Origin of the sequence: Mycolicibacterium llatzerense (assembly GCF_000878195.1) — a bacterium.
GTDB lineage: Bacteria > Actinomycetota > Actinomycetes > Mycobacteriales > Mycobacteriaceae > Mycobacterium > Mycobacterium llatzerense.
Window position 1 is genome coordinate 168930 of record NZ_JXST01000004.1, and the last position, 16422, is coordinate 185351.

Consider the following 16422-nt stretch of genomic DNA (forward strand, 5'->3'; position numbering starts at 1 on the left):
CCTCTCCTCTCGTCCTGCTGGGATAAGGTTGCTCACCGGCTGCCACTGTATTCAGGCAGGTGATGCGGGAGGCAAAACGATGCCGGCAATCGTGCTCATCGGGGCCCAATGGGGTGACGAGGGCAAAGGTAAGGCCACCGATCTACTCGGTGGACGTGTGCAATGGGTGGTTCGCTACCAAGGCGGCAATAACGCCGGGCACACGGTGGTACTGCCCACGGGGGAGAACTTCGCTCTTCACCTCATCCCGTCGGGCATCCTGACACCCGGGGTCACCAACGTCATCGGCAACGGTGTCGTGGTCGATCCGGGCGTGCTGCTCAGCGAGCTGTCAGGGCTCGAGGACCGCGGTGTGGACACCTCGAAGCTCATGATCTCGGCTGACGCGCACTTGCTGATGCCGTACCACGTGGCGATCGACAAGGTCACCGAGCGGTACGCGGGCAGCAAGAAGATCGGCACGACCGGTCGCGGCATCGGTCCCTGCTACCAGGACAAGATCGCGCGCATCGGCATCCGGGTGGCCGACGTCCTCGATGAGGAGCAGCTCGCCAACAAGGTCGAGGCCGCTCTCGAGTTCAAGAACCAGGTGCTGGTCAAGATCTACAACCGCAAGGCGCTCGACCCGGCCGAGGTCGTCGAGAGCCTGCTGGAGCAGGCCGAGGGCTTCAAGCACCGCATCGCGGACGCCCGGCTGCTGCTCAACGAGGCGCTGGAGCGCGGCGAGACGGTTCTGCTGGAGGGCTCACAGGGCACCCTGCTGGACGTCGACCACGGCACCTACCCGTTCGTGACGTCGTCCAACCCGACTGCGGGTGGCGCGGCGGTCGGCTCGGGCATCGGCCCGACCCGCATCACCACGGTGCTGGGCATCCTGAAGGCGTACACCACGCGTGTGGGCTCGGGCCCGTTCCCGACGGAGCTGTTCGACGAGTACGGCGCCTACCTGTCCAAGACGGGCGGCGAGGTCGGCGTGACCACCGGCCGGGCCCGGCGCTGCGGCTGGTTCGACGCCGTCATCGCCCGGTACGCAACCCGGGTCAACGGCATCACCGACTACTTCCTGACCAAGCTGGACGTGCTGTCCAGCCTGGAGACGGTGCCGATCTGCGTCGGCTACACCGTCGACGGCAAGCGCACCGACGAGATGCCGATGACGCAGGCCGACATCGCCCGCGCCGAGCCGATCTACGAGGAACTGCCGGGCTGGTGGGAGGACATCTCCGGGGCACGCGAGTTCTCGGATCTGCCCGCCAAGGCGCAGGACTACGTGCTGCGGCTGGAGGAGCTCGCCGGAGCGCATGTGTCGTGCATCGGCGTCGGTCCCGGCCGGGACCAGACGATCGTGCGCCGGGACATCCTCGGGTGACCGAAGGATTCATCGACCAGCACGGCGGGTTCCCACGATTCGAGGTTGCCGACCCCGGCCCGGGGTTCGGCCGCTTCCTCGAGGGCATGCGGCGGCTGCAGGATTTGGCGGTCTCGGCCAATCCGGACAGCGACACCTGGGACGCCGCCGCCGACCGCGTCGAGGAACTGGTCAAGCTGCTGGCGCCGTTCCAGGCAGCTGAAGGCGTCGGCCCGGCCATCCGGGTGCCGTCGCTGCCGGGGGCCGGCAGCCTGCTGATGCCGCCGTGGAAGGTCACGAAGTTCTCGCCCGAGGGCGTCGAAATGCAGGTCGAGTTCAGCCGCTACCACGTGGGCGGCAACTATGCCGTGCACGGCGGGGTGCTGCCGCTGCTGTTCGACCAGGCTTTCGGCATGCTGATCCACGCTGTCAGTCGGCCGATGAGCCGCACGGCGTACCTGCACGTCGACTACCGCAAGGTCACCCCGATCGACACGGTGCTGACCGCCAAGGCACGCGTCACCGAGGTCGAGGGCCGCAAGACGTTCGTCGCTGCGGACCTGTTCGACCCCGAGGGCAATCTGCTGGCCGAGGCCAATGGCCTGATGGTCAGCCTGCTGCCCGGCCAGCCTTAGCGTTCGGCGCGTAGCCCGGGCCACCAGATGCGGGGGCCGATCAGGGTGAACAGCGCCGGGATGATGACGGTGCGCACCACGAAGGTGTCCAGCAGGATGCCCAGGCCGACGATGATGCCCAGCTGGGTCAGCACGATCAGCGGCAGCACGCCCAGCACACAGAACACCGCGGCCAGCACGATGCCGGCGCTGGTGATCACCGCGCCCGTCGCCGAGACTGCCCGCACGATGCCCTGCCGGTTGCCGAATGCCGGGGTCTCTTCGCGGGCTCGGGTCACCAGGAAAATGGTGTAGTCGACGCCGAGTGCGACCAGGAACAGGAACGCGAACAGCGGAGTTCCGTTGTCCAATGCGGGGAATCCGAACAGGTGCACGCTGGCCCAGCCGCCGACTCCGAGCGCGGCCAGCGCGCTGAGCACCGTCACCGCCACCAGGATCAGCGGCGCCTGGGCCGAGCGCAGCAAGACGTAGAGGACGGCGAGCACCACCAACAGGATCGCCGGGATGACGATCCGCCGGTCGTGCTGCGCTGCCGCCGCGGCATCGCGGGCCTGCGCGTCGGGGCCGCCGACCACGGCGTCGCCGTCGAGTTGGTGCACCGAATCGCGAAGGGCATCAATGGTTTTGAACGCCTCCGGGGACGCGGGTGCGGTGGCCAGCACCACCGACCACTGATTCAGGCCGGACTCCGATCGTCCCGTCGGCGTCGACGACACCACGCCGGGGGTACGGGTGATGGCCGGACCGACCTCGGGGGCAGCTGCGATGACGGTGGTCGGGTTGGTCAGGCCGCTGGGGAAGTGCGCGGCGAGGGTGTCGTAGCCGGCGACGGACTCGGCCTGGACCCGGAACTGCTGGGTCTGAGACAGGCCGACAGGCAGGTTCACCAGCCCGGCACACAGCACGGTCAAGCCGGCCAGTGCCAGCGTGGCGACCCGGCCGGGCCGGTGGGAAACCCCCGCGGCGATGCGGTGCCAGACGCCGCTTTCGGTGAGTGGCATGGCGTGCGAACCGGTTTCGGGGATGAAGGGCCAGAACAGCCGGAGGCCGAACAATCCCAGCAGCGGCGGCAGTACCAGCAAGACGAACACGGCGGCGACCACCAGGCCGGCCGCGGCCTGCACGCCGAGGCTGCGGTTGGTCGGCGCCGAGGCGAGCAACAGCGTCAGCAGCGCCAGCACCACGGTGGCGTTGCTCGCCAGGATCGCCGGGGCCGCGGCACGCCAAGCCACCCGCAGGGCATCCCGATGGTCACGGCGCAGGGACAGTTCCTCGCGGTAGCGCGAAATCAGTAGCAGCGCATAGTTGGTGCCCGCTCCGAACACCAGCACGCTGGTGATGCCCACCGTCGACCCGTCGGGATTCAGTCCTGTCGCGGCGGCCACCGCGGTGCCGACGACGGCGCCCACCTGATCGGCGAAGCCGATCACCAACAGCGGGATCAGCCACAGCACGGGGGAGCGGTACGTGACGATCAGTAGCAGCGCCACCACCGCGGCGGTCACCGCCAACAGCGTGAAGTTCGCTCCGGCAAAAGAATTGGCGATGTCGGCGCCGAATGCCGGCCCGCCGGTGACCTGTCCCCGCAATCCGTCGGGCAGCGACGTCGATACCTGTGACCGCAGGTCGTGGATCGCGTCGCGGAGGTCGAAGCCGGACAGGTCTGTCGCCAGCGGCGCGACTCGCAACGCCGCCTTGCCGTCGGTCGATACCTGCGCGCCCGGACCTGCCGCGGCGATATCGGCCGGGGTCAAGGGTGCGTCGTCGGTGCGGGTTACCACGATGATCGCCGGCGCGGTCTCGCCGCCCGGGAATTGGGCGCGCAACGCGTCGGCGCGGGCGGACTCGGCACTGGCAGGCGCGGCCACCGGCGACTTCGACGATGACTCCCCGGTGCCAAGCAAGGCCATCGCCAGACCGGAGAGCACCAGGACGATCAGGGCTGATGCCCATGCGATACGTGTGGACACCCGGAAAATATTTCAGATACTTAACTATTAATCAAATGAACTTCATGGACGCTATGCTCTCCGCGTGCCAACGCCGCCGGACCGGGCCGACCTGGAAGCGCAGATCTCGGCCGACGTCCGGGCGCTGACGGCCGAATCCGACCAGATCGGCCGGGCCTTCGCTGTCCAGAACGAACTGGGCGCCAATGACTTTCGGGCATTGCTACACATCATGGTCGCTGAATCCGCGGGCGCGCCGTTGACGGCGGGCGAGCTGCGCAAGCTGATGGGCACCTCTGGTGCGGCCATCACCTACCTGGTGGAGCGGATGATCGGCTCCGGGCACCTGCGTCGCGACGCCGATCCCGCCGACCGGCGCAAGGTCATCCTGCGGAACGCCGACAAGGGCCTCGCCACCGGCCGGGAGTTCTTCAGCCCGCTGGCTCAGCTCAATACCCAGGCCCTGGCCGACCTACCCGATGCAGACCTGGCGGCGGCACACCGGGTCTTCGTTGCGCTCACCGGCGCGATGCGGGCGTTCCGCGCCGACACCGCCCCCGGTGAGCCGTGATCACACCGCGGACGAGGCCTTGAGGGCGTCCACGTCGGCTCTGAGCGCGGCCAGCGCGTCCACCACGGTGAGGTTCTGGCCGGCGGCGTTATGACCGAGCTGCGGCCAGCCTTTCAGGTTCGGGCCGCGGAGCTGGGTCTGGATGTCCTGCACGATGGCCAGGATCTGGTTGAGGGTAGCGGTGGTGGGGTCGGGCTGGGTCACGGTTCCTCCTTGCAGGAGTGAGATGAGTTGATCGAGGGTGCCCTGGAATGCGTTGCAGTCCACCGACAGGCTCCCGATCCGGGCGGCGTCGGTGAACTGCAGGATCTGCGGGGTGGCGCCGCCGTACGGGAACCAGTAATGCTGATTGTCGTTGCCGGGATAGAGGTTTGACGCATAGCCGGTGCCGTTGACGTAGTTCGACGCGATCAGTCCGGGCACCTTGGACAGATCGGGGGAGCCGATCTGTTGCCAGTACCAGTGCGGGATGTACGACAGCGAGATGGTCACCCCGACGTCGTTGAAGGCGTTGACCACCGCCCAGAAGTTGTTGATGTCACCGGAATTCGCCTCGAAGTCGAGCATCGCGTACTCGCCGCCGTGGTTGCTGAGCCAGGTCTGGGCCTGCGCGGCCGGGCTGTTGGTGGTGACGTAGTGATAGCCGATGTGCGGAAAGTGGTTGTCCCGGCACCACTGTGCGATCACCGGCCAGTACGGGTCCCGGTAGTAACTGCCTTCGGACACCTTCTGCTCGATCCAGGAAAAGCCCTGGCCGGGCAGCGCGGAGACGAAGGCGATGGCGTCGCCGGCCGAACGAAAGTTGTTGTTCGACGTGTCCGGTCCGTACAGGGTCATGATGCCGGCCCCTGATCCACCGGTGTCCAGCTCGTCGTGCTCGCCAAAGCTTTTGTGTCGGCGGTGGATCCGTCGCTCAGCTGCACCGTCCATTGCAGCAAGCCGTCGGGATCATGCGTTGACGTGGCGATCGCGCCCGCTTGTTCATATACCTCGCCCAGGGCTTCGGGTTTGCCCGCGGTGTTGATGGCGAATCCTCGCATTCTGCCGTGGAAGCATTGTCCCGCTTCGATTCTCGTTGACGCTCAGTGTCGAAGGGCACTTTCCACGATAGCGCGATCTCCGCGGCCGGGTTCGGTCAGGCGTTCTCCAACTCGGCGATCACGATCTTCTTCTGCCGCATCATCGTCTGGATCTGTTCGGGCCTGCCCAGCAGTTGATCCATGTTCGACGGGATGATCTGCCAGCTGATCCCGAAGCGGTCCTTGCACCACCCGCATTGCTCGGACTCGGGTACGTGCGAGAGCTTGGACCAGTAGCGGTCGATCTCGTCCTGATCAGCGCATTCGACGACGAACGAGATGGATTCGTTGAAGGTGAACAGCGGTCCGCCGTCGAGGCAGACGAAATCGACGCCGTTCAAGCTGAATCGGCCGTTGAGCACTTTGCCCGCCATGCCGGCGAAGTGTTCGTCGAGGGCCTCGTCCGGGTATTCCTCCACCGAGTTGATCCGCGAATTCGGAAACACCTCGACGTAGTAGTCCATGGCCTCGCGGGTTATCTGCACTGCCACCTGCCGTTAAGGCACATGAAGATTTGGTGGATTCTTGCCCCGTGGCGGTGAGGTATACGTAATGCCTTCGGTATGACAGTTACGTTCGGCTCGTGCCGAGCTATATGGCAGAGCGAGCGCTAGCCGAAGATGGAGCCCTGACGTCGTGGATCGTGGTCTCCGACGAATTTGAACTGCACGACGAGGCGACGGCGTACCTGTTGTCGTTGCGTGCGCGAGACTGTTCCTCGAATACCCTGCGCACGTACGCCGGACGCGTGGCCTTGTATCTGACCTATTGCGATGTCATGGGTATTTCCTGGGCCGCGCCGAGTTTCATTCAGTTGCATGTCTTCTTGAGGTGGCTGGTAGATACTCCGCTACCTGCCCGGGGACGGCGGCAGCCTCTGGCGGTGCGACATCGATCGGAATCGACCGCCAACCAGGTCATGACCGTGGTCGGTGAATTCCTGCGCTTCGGCGTCCCCAATGGCTGGGTCACGACTGAGTGTGCGGCGATGCTGTCCGACCGCAAATATTTGGCCCACTTGCCACCTGGCTTCGATCCTGGAGAAAGCGGGCAATATGGCACTGCCACGATGAAGACCATCAAGTTCCGCACGCGGTCTGCCGGCTACCGGTGGCTGAATGACGATCAGCTCGTGCAGCTGACGAGTCTGCCGATGCGGGCCAGGGATCGCTTCCTGGTCGCGTTGTTGTGCGATTCGGGCGTGCGGATCGGTGAAGCTCTCGGTCTGCACCGAGAGGACATGCATTTGTTGGCCAGCTCATCGGTGTTGGACTGTCCGCTCAAAGGCCCACACATTCATGTGCGGCGCCGTGTGAATTCCAATGGAGCGCTGGCAAAGTCGCGCTATCCGCGAACAATCCCCGTGGTTGAGGATGTGGTGGGGCTGTACGCGGACTACGGGTTCGAGCGGGCAGGAGTGCGCCAGGCGAACGATAGTCCGTACGTCTTCGTCAACCTCTTCGGGTCGCACCTGGGTGCACCGATGACGTACGCAAACGTGCGACGGCTCTTCGCTTGGATTTCTGACCAGCTCGGCTTTCGTGTGCGCCCGCACATGTTGAGGCATACGGCCGCGACCAGGTGGATTCGCAACGGTGTGCCGCGTGATGTGGCACAAAGCCTGTTGGGTCACGTGTCCGCAGCTTCGATGGAGCCGTATGTCCATGCGAGCGACGCGGATAAACGGAGCGCGGTTGATCGATTGTCCGCATTACGCAGCAAGGAGACGTGACGATGGTCCACCCCGAACCGCACGAGACCGATTCGCCTGAACCACCGGTAGGTGAGCCTGATGTGTTGGCCCGTTGGGGCCGTTGGCTTGAGGCCAAGATCGAGCCTTCGTGGCGGCCAGGAGAGTGGGATCAGCAGCTTTGGCTGTTCACTGGCAACTTGAACAATCCCCGGACGCGTGCGTATGCGTGCTTGGTACCGAACTGTCCGATCGTTGTGGTGTGCCCTGGGCGATTCTGCCATTCGTGCGCGAAGGCCTTCGGCAAGACCGAGTTGAACGAGGAACAGTTCATCGCGACCCATGTTCCTGGAACTGCCAAGCGTTTTGTGTATACCCAGCCGGGAATGTGTGTGGCGGGTGGGCGTAAAGGTAGGCCGTGTCAACGGCCGGAGAAAGCTCGCGGACTGTGCAAGAGTCATTACTTCCGCTGGTACAAGCTGGTCCGTAACGGGCGATTCAGCGACACCGACAGGGACCTACGGGTGTGGGCCGAGACGGAAGACGGGTTCGCAGCCCGGGAGGCTTGCATTGTGGGCGGCTGCGACCTCAGTCGCGAGGTCGAAGCTGGATTGTGCGCGTCGCACTACCAAAAGTGGTACAACGATTCTCCAAAGAACCGGCGCGATATCGAAGAGTGGGCTCAGTGGCAGGCGCCCGCCATGACCGGTGCACAGTTCTCGTTAGCTCCATTGCAGCCCGTTGTGCGTCTTGAACTGCTGTACGGAATCCAGGTACGCGATGTACTCGGAGCCAATGTGTGTCCAATGATGCTGCGATCGGTCGTGAATCACTTGGCGGAGTATCGGAGTCTGGCGCTGCTGCGTGAGGGCCAGTTCGATTCGATGACACTGCGGAGTCGGAATGGTCGATTCATGATCGGCAACGTCATCCGCGATCTGCACCGCGAGTTGGACGTGTTCAACGGTGTAGACCCGACCAGTAAGACGGTGTGGGACATGCGCGCGGTCGCGATGCACCAAGGTCACGCGGCAGTCATTAGCGGTGGCGGCCGGGTCCGGCGCCGAGGCTTGATTGATTTTCGGGTGGTGACCCAGCCGTGGCTGCGGGACCTGCTTATGGAGTGGGCACGTACAACGAAGCCGACGCCGCCTCAGCTCAGCACGATGGTTTTTGCGGCCCGGGTTGGATCCAACGCACTTGCCAAACAGGCCGGAGGTGGTTGTGATGCCTCGACGCTAACGTTCGCTGATATGACGGCCATCGCTGATGGGTTCCGCGTTCTCATGAAGGAGGACGGCGAGCCGTATGGAGAGAAGCAGCGGGCTACAGTGTCGTTTCAGTTCTTCAAGCTGATCGATTTCGGCCGCAAAGCTGGCTTGCTCGACCAGGTCCCCGGGGAATTCGCCCGGCACGAGTCACACCGGATCGCCACAGTTCGCTTTCAAGACGAGGAGGACGGAAAGGCGTTGCCCGAAGCGGTGATTCGGCAACTCGACGAAAACCTCGGGTCGCTCGGTGCTGGTGTTCCCTACGGGGGTCTGCCCACGCCGACGGTGTCTCGGATGTTTCAAACGATCTACTGCCTGTTGCGTGATACAGGCAGGCGGCCATTGGAGATCGCAGCGCTCGACATTGATTGCCTGGAACGGGTCGGCAGCGACTACAACCTCATCTGGGACAACTTCAAAGCCAAGAGAATGCGCCGCAGGCTGCCGATCGACCTACAGACCTCCCGCACCGTCGAAGAATGGCAGCAGGAGCGCCGCGGACTGCGCGGGATTAGCCACAGCCCCGACAAGTTGTTTCCTGCTGCTGGCTCGATCTCCACAACCCCGCACATCCCGACTGGCTCCATCGCGAACGTCCTCAGAGACTGGGTGACCTCGCTGGCGCGCATCGACTCGGATGTGATCGGTGAGGATGGTGTCCCCGAGCCGTTTGACCGTTCGAAAATCTACCCGTACGTCTTTCGCCATTCCTATGCCCAGCGGCACGCCGATGCCGGTACTCCGATCGACGTCCTCAAAGAACTGATGGACCATCGCGAAGCCAGCACCACCATGCGCTACTACTCCGTCACCTTGGAGCGTAAACGCAAAGCGGTGTCGACGGTGCGCGGGCAAGTCATCGACCGGTTCGGTGCACCGGCACCCATGACTTCGAATGCCGCCTACGAACGGCGTTCTGTAGCAGTTCCTTTCGGTGGATGCGTAGAGCCGTCGAATGTAAAGGCCGGCGGCCACGCCTGCCCCATCCGGTTTCAGTGCGCAGGCTGCGGCTTCTATCGGCCCGACCCGTCATTTTTGCCGGCGATTGAGCAGCACATCCACGCGCTCAAAGCCGACCGCGAAGCCGCGCTGGCGATGGACACTGACGCGTGGGTGGTACGGAACCTGGGCGATCAGGCCGATGCCTTCAAGACCATCAGTGAGACCATGCGATCCATGCTCGAACGGCTTCCCGACGATGAACGCCACGAAATCGAAGAAGCCAGCCGTGTCTTACGCAAATCGCGTGCGGGTCGAGCTCCACTCCCCTTCCCGACAATCGGCAGACCTGCACAGCCATGAGCACCCCACGCACGCCTGCCGAGGTTCTCGCCGAGTCACGACGCCGCGACAGTGAGGCCAAGCGCACCAAAGTGATTGAGGCCATTGATCATCTGGTCGGCAACGGCGAGACCGTCACCTTCGCTGCCGTCGCACGAGCCGCTCAAGTATCGACATGGCTCGTCTACGCCCCGGGAATGAGAGAACGTATCGACGCTGCCCGTGCCCGGCAGGCCCAACGCGAGCAACGACACCGCTCGGACGCGGCCGCCACGTCCGTGACGAATCTCCGCACCGACATCGAGCTGCTGCGTCAGGAGAATGGCGCGCTGCGCCGGGAACGCGACAAGCTCAAGAACGCCCTTCGTCGTCAATTCGGTCAGCAGATCGACTACGCTGCCGTCGCTGACGTGGCGTCGCGTGTGCAGGAACTCAGTGCCCGGAACCAAGAACTCATCACTGCTAACGAACGCCTAACCCAGGACAACACGGACCTGTTATCTCGACTCACTGAGACCGAAGATGACCTCGCGGCGGCCCGCGCGAGCCTCCGCAAGATGATCCGGTCGGAAAACTAGCGGATTTCCTGACTGCAGCAGTCCGGTTTGTCGGGGCCGGATGCACCTCGCGGCAGCGCCGTGGACCCAGGCGACGTGTGCGTCTCATACTGGTGTCATGTCGTTGGAATCGCGGGGAGCAGAAGGCGATCGAGCGTGCGAGCGTTGGCGATGACGGACAAGCACATCCCTGAACTGACCGATCAGCAGTGGGCCCGCATATGGGCAGCTGGGTCGGATATCAGCGAAATGTCCGCGCGGCTGCGTGCCGGCACCGCAACACCCGACGATTTGGCGGGTGCACTCAGACACCTGCTATCGACCGACGACAACCGGGACGCACTGCACATTCCTCCGGATGCGGGTGTGCATGGGGAGTGCTTGAAACGGATTCTGCGCCGGATCCCCGACGGTTGGGGTCGGTGGTTTCGGCACGACGCAGGCTGGTACTCGATCAGCATCGCCTGCGATCGACAGTTGGCGGCCCTCGACGGCGATTACGTGGTCTACCAAGTCAAGGAGAAATTCGGAACCCTGCGCTATTGCTGCGAGCCCAGCGCTCAGCGGCGTACCGAACTGTGGGAGCGTTTCACCGCCATTACCGATGCGGCCGAACGCGAATCGGCCATCACCTGTGAGCGGTGCGGACATCCCGGTGGCCCGCACCGACTGCCGTACTGGGTGAAAACGCTATGCGCCGTGTGCGCAGCGGATCTCGGGTACGTACCCGAGTCGGTCCCCGCGCGGTAGTCGTTGGAGTTTGAGCAGCCACAGTAGGCGTCATCGGCGCCCTACTTCGACGAACAGTCGTTGGAGTTACGGAAAGCGCTGTGTAACGGTCGATTTCATCGTCAATTACGGTGGACACTCGTCGCAGATGTACTCATATAGCGGTAGCGCGACCTGCCGGCGCTCGGCCAGGGCCCCGGTGCCATTCTGCGGTTCTTTGTCGTTTGTTGGGCGAGCGGGAATAGGCTGATCTTCGATCTGTTTCTTCCGGTGAATAGTGGGCTAATCAGCGGCGCGCAGGGGTGGTCGTTTCGACGGTGGGCTGGTCCGCGCGTTTTTCGCGATCGGGAGTCGATTGCGGGAAATGCTCTGGCCCAACGGTGTTAGTGCTCTTCTTCCAAGCGCAAAAGACGGGACTGTCCCGTCTAGCGGTCGACCCGGGCGTTGCTCGGCACTGACGGCAATGAGGCGATCGGTCGGGTTGGCTGTGGTGTCCAGGTCGATACCACGGCGCCAGAGCTTGGTCGTGTAGATGGTGTGCCGGCCGAGTAGGCGGGCGGTGCCGGCTGCCATGGCAACTGCGGTCATCAGCGGCAGGATGATGGCGTACTGGCCGGTGAGTTCGAACAAGGTGACCACTGCGGTGATGGGTGCGCCGGTGGCGCCGCCGAGGAGGGCACCCATGCCGATCAGGCCGCAGGCGCCGGTTGCGATGGCCAGGCTGGGATAGAGATGGTGTGCTGCTACCCCGAAGGCGCTGCCGGCCATCGCCCCGATGAAGAGGGTGGGTGCAAACACCCCGCCTGAGCCGCCGATGCCGATGGTGAGGCTGGTGGCGAAGATTTTGCCGACCATGAGCAGAAGGAGCATCGCTACCGCGTAGCGGCCGCCGATGGCGTTTTGCAGGACCGGATAACCCACGCCATACATCTGCGGCAGTGCGATCAGTAAGGCGCCCAGGGCAATTCCGCCGACGGCCGGGCGGGCCCACTGTGGTCCCCGCCAGAGCCAATCGCAGGCGTCCTCGACCCAGTACAAGACTCGCGAGAACACCGTTCCAACGACGCCCGCGCCCACTCCGAGCGCGGCATACAGCACGTATTCGACTGGTCGGTGCACGGTGAATCCGGGTAGGGACAGGAACGGGTGATCGCCCATCAGTGTGCGCCCCACGACGGCGGCGGCCACGCTCGACAACACCACGACACCGGCTGACTCGGCAGCGAAATCGCGCAGGATCAATTCGAGGGCGAAGAACACCCCGGCCAATGGAGCGTTAAAGGTAGCCGAGATACCGCCGGCCGCTCCGCATGCGACGAGCAGACAAGTCCGATCAGTATCTAGGCGCAGCCATTGCCCCAGTGCCGAGCCGGTGGCCGAGCCGATTTGTACGATCGGCCCTTCACGTCCGACTGATCCGCCGCCACCGATGCACAGCGCCGACGCCAGCGCCTTGACGACCGTTACCTGTGGTTTGATCCGTCCCTTGTTACGGGCTACGGCGAACATCACTTCGGGCACACCATGGCCGCGCGCCTCGGGCGCAAAATGGTGCACAAGCGGGCCGTAGACCGCACCAGCGATCACGGGAGCGCCCAGAAGAAACCACCAACCCAGCGCGGGCCAGTGCGCGCTGGGGACGCGACCCAACGCCGAGTAGTCGGCGTACCCGGTGAACATCCGAGTGAAACATTCAACCAGCCAACGGAACGCGACTGCACCGAGTCCGGTGAGCACACCAACCATCACCGCCAACGGAACTAGCATCACCCTGCTATGCAGAGCGCCATGCATGCGCCCAGGTCTGGGAGCAGTGATGGCACGCCACCAACCGATGCTGCGTCTAATCACTATTGCAGTATGCAACAGTAGTGCTGTCTAGGATAATCGGCCCTCCGAATAGGCGGCGACGATATTCCCCGGTCGCAGGTGCAGCTGCACAAGGGGCGATCAGACCGAGTCGGCCCGCTAGGCGGTGGACGCGAGCGGTCGGCGTGCGACGTGGTTGCGGTGTGGGTCTGGTCGGGTATCTGGCGCGGCGCAGACTAAAGTTGACTAGGAGGAGGTTCCGGTGAACGCGCAGACCAAGACAACATCCGCCCAATCGGTCGATGCCATTACCGATGCGTTGATCACTGCGTCCCGGCTGTTGGTCAGCATCTCGGCACGATCGATCGCCGAGGTGGACGACACAATCACCATTCCCCAATTTCGGGTGCTGGTGATTCTGTCCTCGAGGGGCACGACGAACTTGGCGACCCTGGCAGGGCTGCTCGACGTCCAGCCCTCAACGATCGGCCGGATGGCGGAACGTCTCGTTGCGGCCGGTCTGATAGACCGTCGCCCGCATCCCAATTCGCGACGCGAACTGGTGGTCGAGCTGACCGCGCGTGGCCGCAAGGTCGTGCGCACGGTGACCGCTCGCCGACGGGCCGAGATCGTGCGGGTCGTGGAGGCGATGCCGGTGCGGCAGCGTGAAGGCATGGTCGGGGCACTCACCGCCTTCACCGAGGCGGGTGGAGAGCCTCCGGCTGAGATCGACTTCTAGCGCTCCGGTTGTATTGGGGCGGCGAATCCTGCACCGGCCCACAGTCGGCGTTCTGCGCGCTTCATCTAACGGTGCACGCGACTCGACTCCACGGCCCCGGCGTGTTGGCTGTGGCGCGGCTTTCCCCTGGGCCGCGGGCGGACCGACCGGCCCTCGGGGCTGGCTCGGTGGTGGGGTGGCCCGCCCGCGGCGGTCCGTGGCCATACCGGTTCGCTGCAGCGTTCACAGCAACGTCACCGCTGATGTAATTCGACGAGCTGCCGCGGTTGGCCGCACCGACGGCCTCCTCGCGGTTTTGGAGCCTGTGTCACAGTAGCATAGTGCCACAGTAGTAATGCGCGTGTTTTCCTTGATGGCCGCTCAGCGAGGCGTGTATGCAGCGTTTTGGGTTGTCCGACTTATCAATTCGTCGCCGGTTCCAACGGCCCGGATCTGAAGCCTGAGCGCCAATCTTGGCTCTTGTAGGGGAATGCCTGCGAAGAACTCCGATGGCGGGGCCCGCGCCGAGGGTGTTCGTCTCGTGGTCTCGTGGGGCGATCGACGTTAGTGGGGCTCCATGGACACGGATCGGCAGTCGCTACGAAAATTGCTGCAGCCCTCTAGAACTCGATCTATATAACGGTTTTATAACGGTGGCGTCGCCGTTGCGTGCGATGCCCTGCGGGTGAAACCGCTGATCAGGCAGGCATTCAACAGAAGGCGGAGCGCAACGGCATTGCAATTGGCATCCTTGATTGAGCGGTCGCTGTGTGTCTACTGTCAGCAAACCCGATGACTTGAACTGACGATGATCGATGACCGTTCGGTGGTGACTTTTCTCTGTGATGCCCGATGTCAACTGCGCGCTCCCGCGCCCCGAAACTGCCTTGCTGCGCGCCCCTTGTGGCACCGACGCAATCGCAATCCGAAGCCTCGCCGCCGCCACCGGCGTGCTCGATGTGAACTCCACCTATGCGTACCTGCTGCTGGCCACTGATTTCGCGGCCAGCTCCATCGTCGCGGAAAAAGCCGGCGAAATCTGTGGATTCATCACCGGCTACCACCCACCGCCGCGGCCGGACGTCTTGTTCGTCTGGCAGGTCGCGGTGGCGCCGCACTCGCAAGGGCAGGGGCTGGCCGGTGTCATGCTCGACGCGCTGGTGCATCGCATTCGCACCGAACGCCGGGGCCATCCGGTCACAGTTGAAGCGACGGTAGCGCCCGGCAATACCGCCTCTCGTAATTTCTTCGGAGCGTTCGCGCGCCGTCATGGCGTGCCAACGGTTGAGTTTTCACATTTTGGCGCCGAGCTACTCGACGCCGACGGCGGCCACGAAGACGAGCCGATGCTGCGGATCGGCCCACTCGTGGCACCACTGCCAAGCTGACGCGCGATACCCCGGGCTAGTGCCAAATGCACTGTCCCGCTTAAGTTTCTGTTTGTCTATTGAAAGGAACCAACCGTGCTTCTCGCCGACGCCGCACACCTGACCGAGAGCGGCCTGCCAGAAGTCTTCGATAAAGTTGAGTCGGAAGTCCGCAGCTATTGCCGTGGCTGGCCCACCGTCATGGACACCGCCAGTGGTTCTTGGATCACCGACAACGACGGGCGGCGCTATATCGATTTCTTCGCAGGCGCAGGGGCTTTGAACTACGGCCACAACAACCCCGCGCTCAAGCAGGCGCTGCTCGAATACCTCGGATCAGACGGGATCGTGCATTCGCTGGACATGGCGACATCAGCCAAACAGCGCTTTCTGGAGACGTTCCAACAGCTCATCTTGCGGCCGCGAGATTTGGATTTCAAGGTGCAGTTCCCCGGACCGACGGGCACCAACGCGGTCGAGTCGGCGCTCAAACTCGCGCGGAAAGTCACCGGACGTGAGTCGATCATCAGCTTTACCAACGCATTTCACGGCATGACGCTGGGTTCGCTGTCGGTTACCGGAAACTCCATGAAGCGTGCCGGCGCCGGCGTGCCGTTGGTCCACGCAACCCCGATGCCCTATGACAACTATTTCGGTGGTGTTACCGAGGACTTCCACTGGTTCGAACGAGTCCTCGACGATTCCGGTAGCGGCCTGAACCGGCCAGCCGCGGTGATCGTGGAAACCGTTCAAGGCGAAGGCGGTTTGAACATCGCCCGCGAAGAGTGGCTACGTGCGCTGGCGGAATTGTGCCGCACCCGCGATATCTTGCTGATCATCGACGACGTGCAGATGGGCTGCGGTCGCACCGGTCCCTTCTTCAGCTTCGAAGCCGCCGGGATCGTGCCGGACATCGTGACGCTATCGAAATCGATCAGCGGCTACGGGCTACCGATGGCATTGACTCTGTTTCGTCGCGAGCTCGACGTCTGGGCGCCCGGCGAGCACAACGGTACCTTTCGCGGCCACAATCCAGCGTTCGTCACGGCCACTGTGGCGCTCGAAACATACTGGAAAGAACCGCAGTTCAGTATCGATACCGCAGTGAAAGGTGAGCTGATCAGGTCGCGGCTCGAGGACATCGCGGCCCGCTACGAGGGCATCGCGGCCCGTGGCCGCGGCATGGCGCAGGGGCTGAGATTCGCGGACGCCCCACGCGCCGGCGAAGTATGCCGGAATGCGTTCGAACGGGGAGCACTGATGGAAACCAGCGGTCCGTCCGACGAAGTGGTCAAACTACTTCCGCCGCTCACCACGTCAGCCGACGATCTGCTGACCGGTCTGGACATCCTGGCCGAGTCCGTCGCGGCGACCCACGCGTGATCCGACTACCGCAGACTTAGATGAAAAGAGTTCTT

15 protein-coding genes are annotated in these 16422 nt (G+C 63.9%); 10 read left to right on the top strand and 5 right to left on the bottom strand.

Annotated elements, in window-relative coordinates:
- Positions 1 to 79: 79 nt before the first annotated feature.
- Positions 80 to 1369 carry an adenylosuccinate synthase gene (locus TL10_RS04280; protein ID WP_043398255.1) on the top strand — a complete coding sequence of 430 codons (1290 nt, stop codon included), beginning with the start codon at positions 80 to 82 and terminating at the stop codon, positions 1367 to 1369.
- Complete coding sequence (locus TL10_RS04285) at positions 1366 to 1983, top strand: PaaI family thioesterase (protein ID WP_043984631.1); 618 nt, start codon at positions 1366 to 1368, stop codon at positions 1981 to 1983. The genes TL10_RS04280 and TL10_RS04285 overlap by 4 nt, the downstream gene beginning before the upstream one ends.
- Here TL10_RS04285 and TL10_RS04290 read toward each other — a convergent pair.
- A complete protein-coding gene (locus tag TL10_RS04290) occupies positions 1980 to 3953 on the bottom strand; it encodes an MMPL family transporter (protein ID WP_043984632.1) in 1974 nt (657 codons plus the stop codon). The two genes, TL10_RS04285 and TL10_RS04290, sit on opposite strands and share 4 nt — an antisense overlap.
- Before the next feature lie 64 nt (positions 3954 to 4017).
- Here TL10_RS04290 and TL10_RS04295 point away from each other — a divergent pair, with 64 nt between their 5' ends.
- A complete protein-coding gene (locus TL10_RS04295) occupies positions 4018 to 4503 on the top strand; it encodes a MarR family winged helix-turn-helix transcriptional regulator (RefSeq protein WP_043984633.1) in 486 nt (161 codons plus the stop codon).
- On the opposite strand, the gene TL10_RS04300 is transcribed toward TL10_RS04295, so the two are convergent.
- The 3 genes from TL10_RS04300 to TL10_RS04305 all read right to left on the bottom strand — a co-directional run bounded on the left by TL10_RS04300 (position 4504) and on the right by TL10_RS04305 (position 6073).
- On the bottom strand, positions 4504 to 5340 hold the full coding sequence (locus TL10_RS04300; protein ID WP_052506298.1) for a GH25 family lysozyme: 837 nt from the start codon (positions 5338 to 5340) through the stop codon (positions 4504 to 4506).
- Complete coding sequence (locus TL10_RS31625) at positions 5337 to 5543, bottom strand: hypothetical protein (protein ID WP_051954991.1); 207 nt, start codon at positions 5541 to 5543, stop codon at positions 5337 to 5339. The genes TL10_RS04300 and TL10_RS31625 overlap by 4 nt, the downstream gene beginning before the upstream one ends.
- Positions 5544 to 5638: 95 nt before the next feature.
- A complete protein-coding gene (locus TL10_RS04305; RefSeq protein WP_234711363.1) occupies positions 5639 to 6073 on the bottom strand; it encodes a VOC family protein in 435 nt (144 codons plus the stop codon).
- A 92-nt stretch (positions 6074 to 6165) separates the two neighbouring features.
- Between TL10_RS04305 and TL10_RS04310 the strand changes: the two genes are divergently transcribed.
- From TL10_RS04310 to TL10_RS29430, 4 genes are all read left to right on the top strand, one after another.
- Positions 6166 to 7314, top strand: coding sequence for a tyrosine-type recombinase/integrase (locus tag TL10_RS04310; RefSeq protein WP_234711364.1), 1149 nt, complete (start codon positions 6166 to 6168; stop codon positions 7312 to 7314).
- 2 nt (positions 7315 to 7316) lie between these two features.
- Positions 7317 to 9845: a tyrosine-type recombinase/integrase gene (locus TL10_RS04315; protein WP_043984636.1), complete on the top strand. Its 2529-nt coding sequence runs from the start codon at positions 7317 to 7319 to the stop codon at positions 9843 to 9845.
- Positions 9842 to 10402, top strand: a complete 561-nt coding sequence (locus TL10_RS04320) for a DUF6262 family protein (protein ID WP_082067832.1) — start codon at positions 9842 to 9844, stop codon at positions 10400 to 10402. The genes TL10_RS04315 and TL10_RS04320 overlap by 4 nt, the downstream gene beginning before the upstream one ends.
- Before the next feature lie 135 nt (positions 10403 to 10537).
- Complete coding sequence (locus TL10_RS29430) at positions 10538 to 11131, top strand: hypothetical protein (protein WP_157850347.1); 594 nt, start codon at positions 10538 to 10540, stop codon at positions 11129 to 11131.
- Between the two features lie 261 nt (positions 11132 to 11392).
- Here the strand turns inward: TL10_RS29430 and TL10_RS04330 are convergent, their stop codons facing one another.
- The gene (locus tag TL10_RS04330; RefSeq protein ID WP_234711365.1) at positions 11393 to 12877 is read right to left on the bottom strand and encodes a chloride channel protein; all 1485 of its coding nucleotides are present in this window, start codon (positions 12875 to 12877) and stop codon (positions 11393 to 11395) included.
- Positions 12878 to 13181: 304 nt separating this feature from the next.
- Between TL10_RS04330 and TL10_RS04335 the strand changes: the two genes are divergently transcribed.
- The 3 genes from TL10_RS04335 (at position 13182) to ectB (ending at position 16387) form a co-directional block, all read left to right on the top strand.
- Positions 13182 to 13658 carry a MarR family winged helix-turn-helix transcriptional regulator gene (locus TL10_RS04335; RefSeq protein ID WP_043984637.1) on the top strand — a complete coding sequence of 159 codons (477 nt, stop codon included), beginning with the start codon at positions 13182 to 13184 and terminating at the stop codon, positions 13656 to 13658.
- Positions 13659 to 14482: 824 nt separating this feature from the next.
- On the top strand, positions 14483 to 15025 hold the full coding sequence (gene ectA, locus TL10_RS04340; RefSeq protein WP_043984638.1) for a diaminobutyrate acetyltransferase: 543 nt from the start codon (positions 14483 to 14485) through the stop codon (positions 15023 to 15025).
- A gap of 75 nt (positions 15026 to 15100) precedes the next feature.
- A complete protein-coding gene (gene ectB, locus TL10_RS04345) occupies positions 15101 to 16387 on the top strand; it encodes a diaminobutyrate--2-oxoglutarate transaminase (RefSeq protein ID WP_043984639.1) in 1287 nt (428 codons plus the stop codon).
- Positions 16388 to 16422 lie beyond the last annotated feature (35 nt).

Coding starts and splice junctions, on each gene's coding strand:
- TL10_RS04300 (WP_052506298.1), bottom strand. CDS start 5,340: ATGACCCTGTACGGACCGGACACGTCGAACAACAACTTTCGTTCGGCC.
- ectA (WP_043984638.1), top strand. CDS start 14,483: ATGCCCGATGTCAACTGCGCGCTCCCGCGCCCCGAAACTGCCTTGCTG.
- TL10_RS04330 (WP_234711365.1), bottom strand. CDS start 12,877: ATGCTAGTTCCGTTGGCGGTGATGGTTGGTGTGCTCACCGGACTCGGT.
- TL10_RS04280 (WP_043398255.1), top strand. CDS start 80: ATGCCGGCAATCGTGCTCATCGGGGCCCAATGGGGTGACGAGGGCAAA.
- TL10_RS04320 (WP_082067832.1), top strand. CDS start 9,842: ATGAGCACCCCACGCACGCCTGCCGAGGTTCTCGCCGAGTCACGACGC.
- TL10_RS31625 (WP_051954991.1), bottom strand. CDS start 5,543: ATGCGAGGATTCGCCATCAACACCGCGGGCAAACCCGAAGCCCTGGGC.
- TL10_RS04315 (WP_043984636.1), top strand. CDS start 7,317: ATGGTCCACCCCGAACCGCACGAGACCGATTCGCCTGAACCACCGGTA.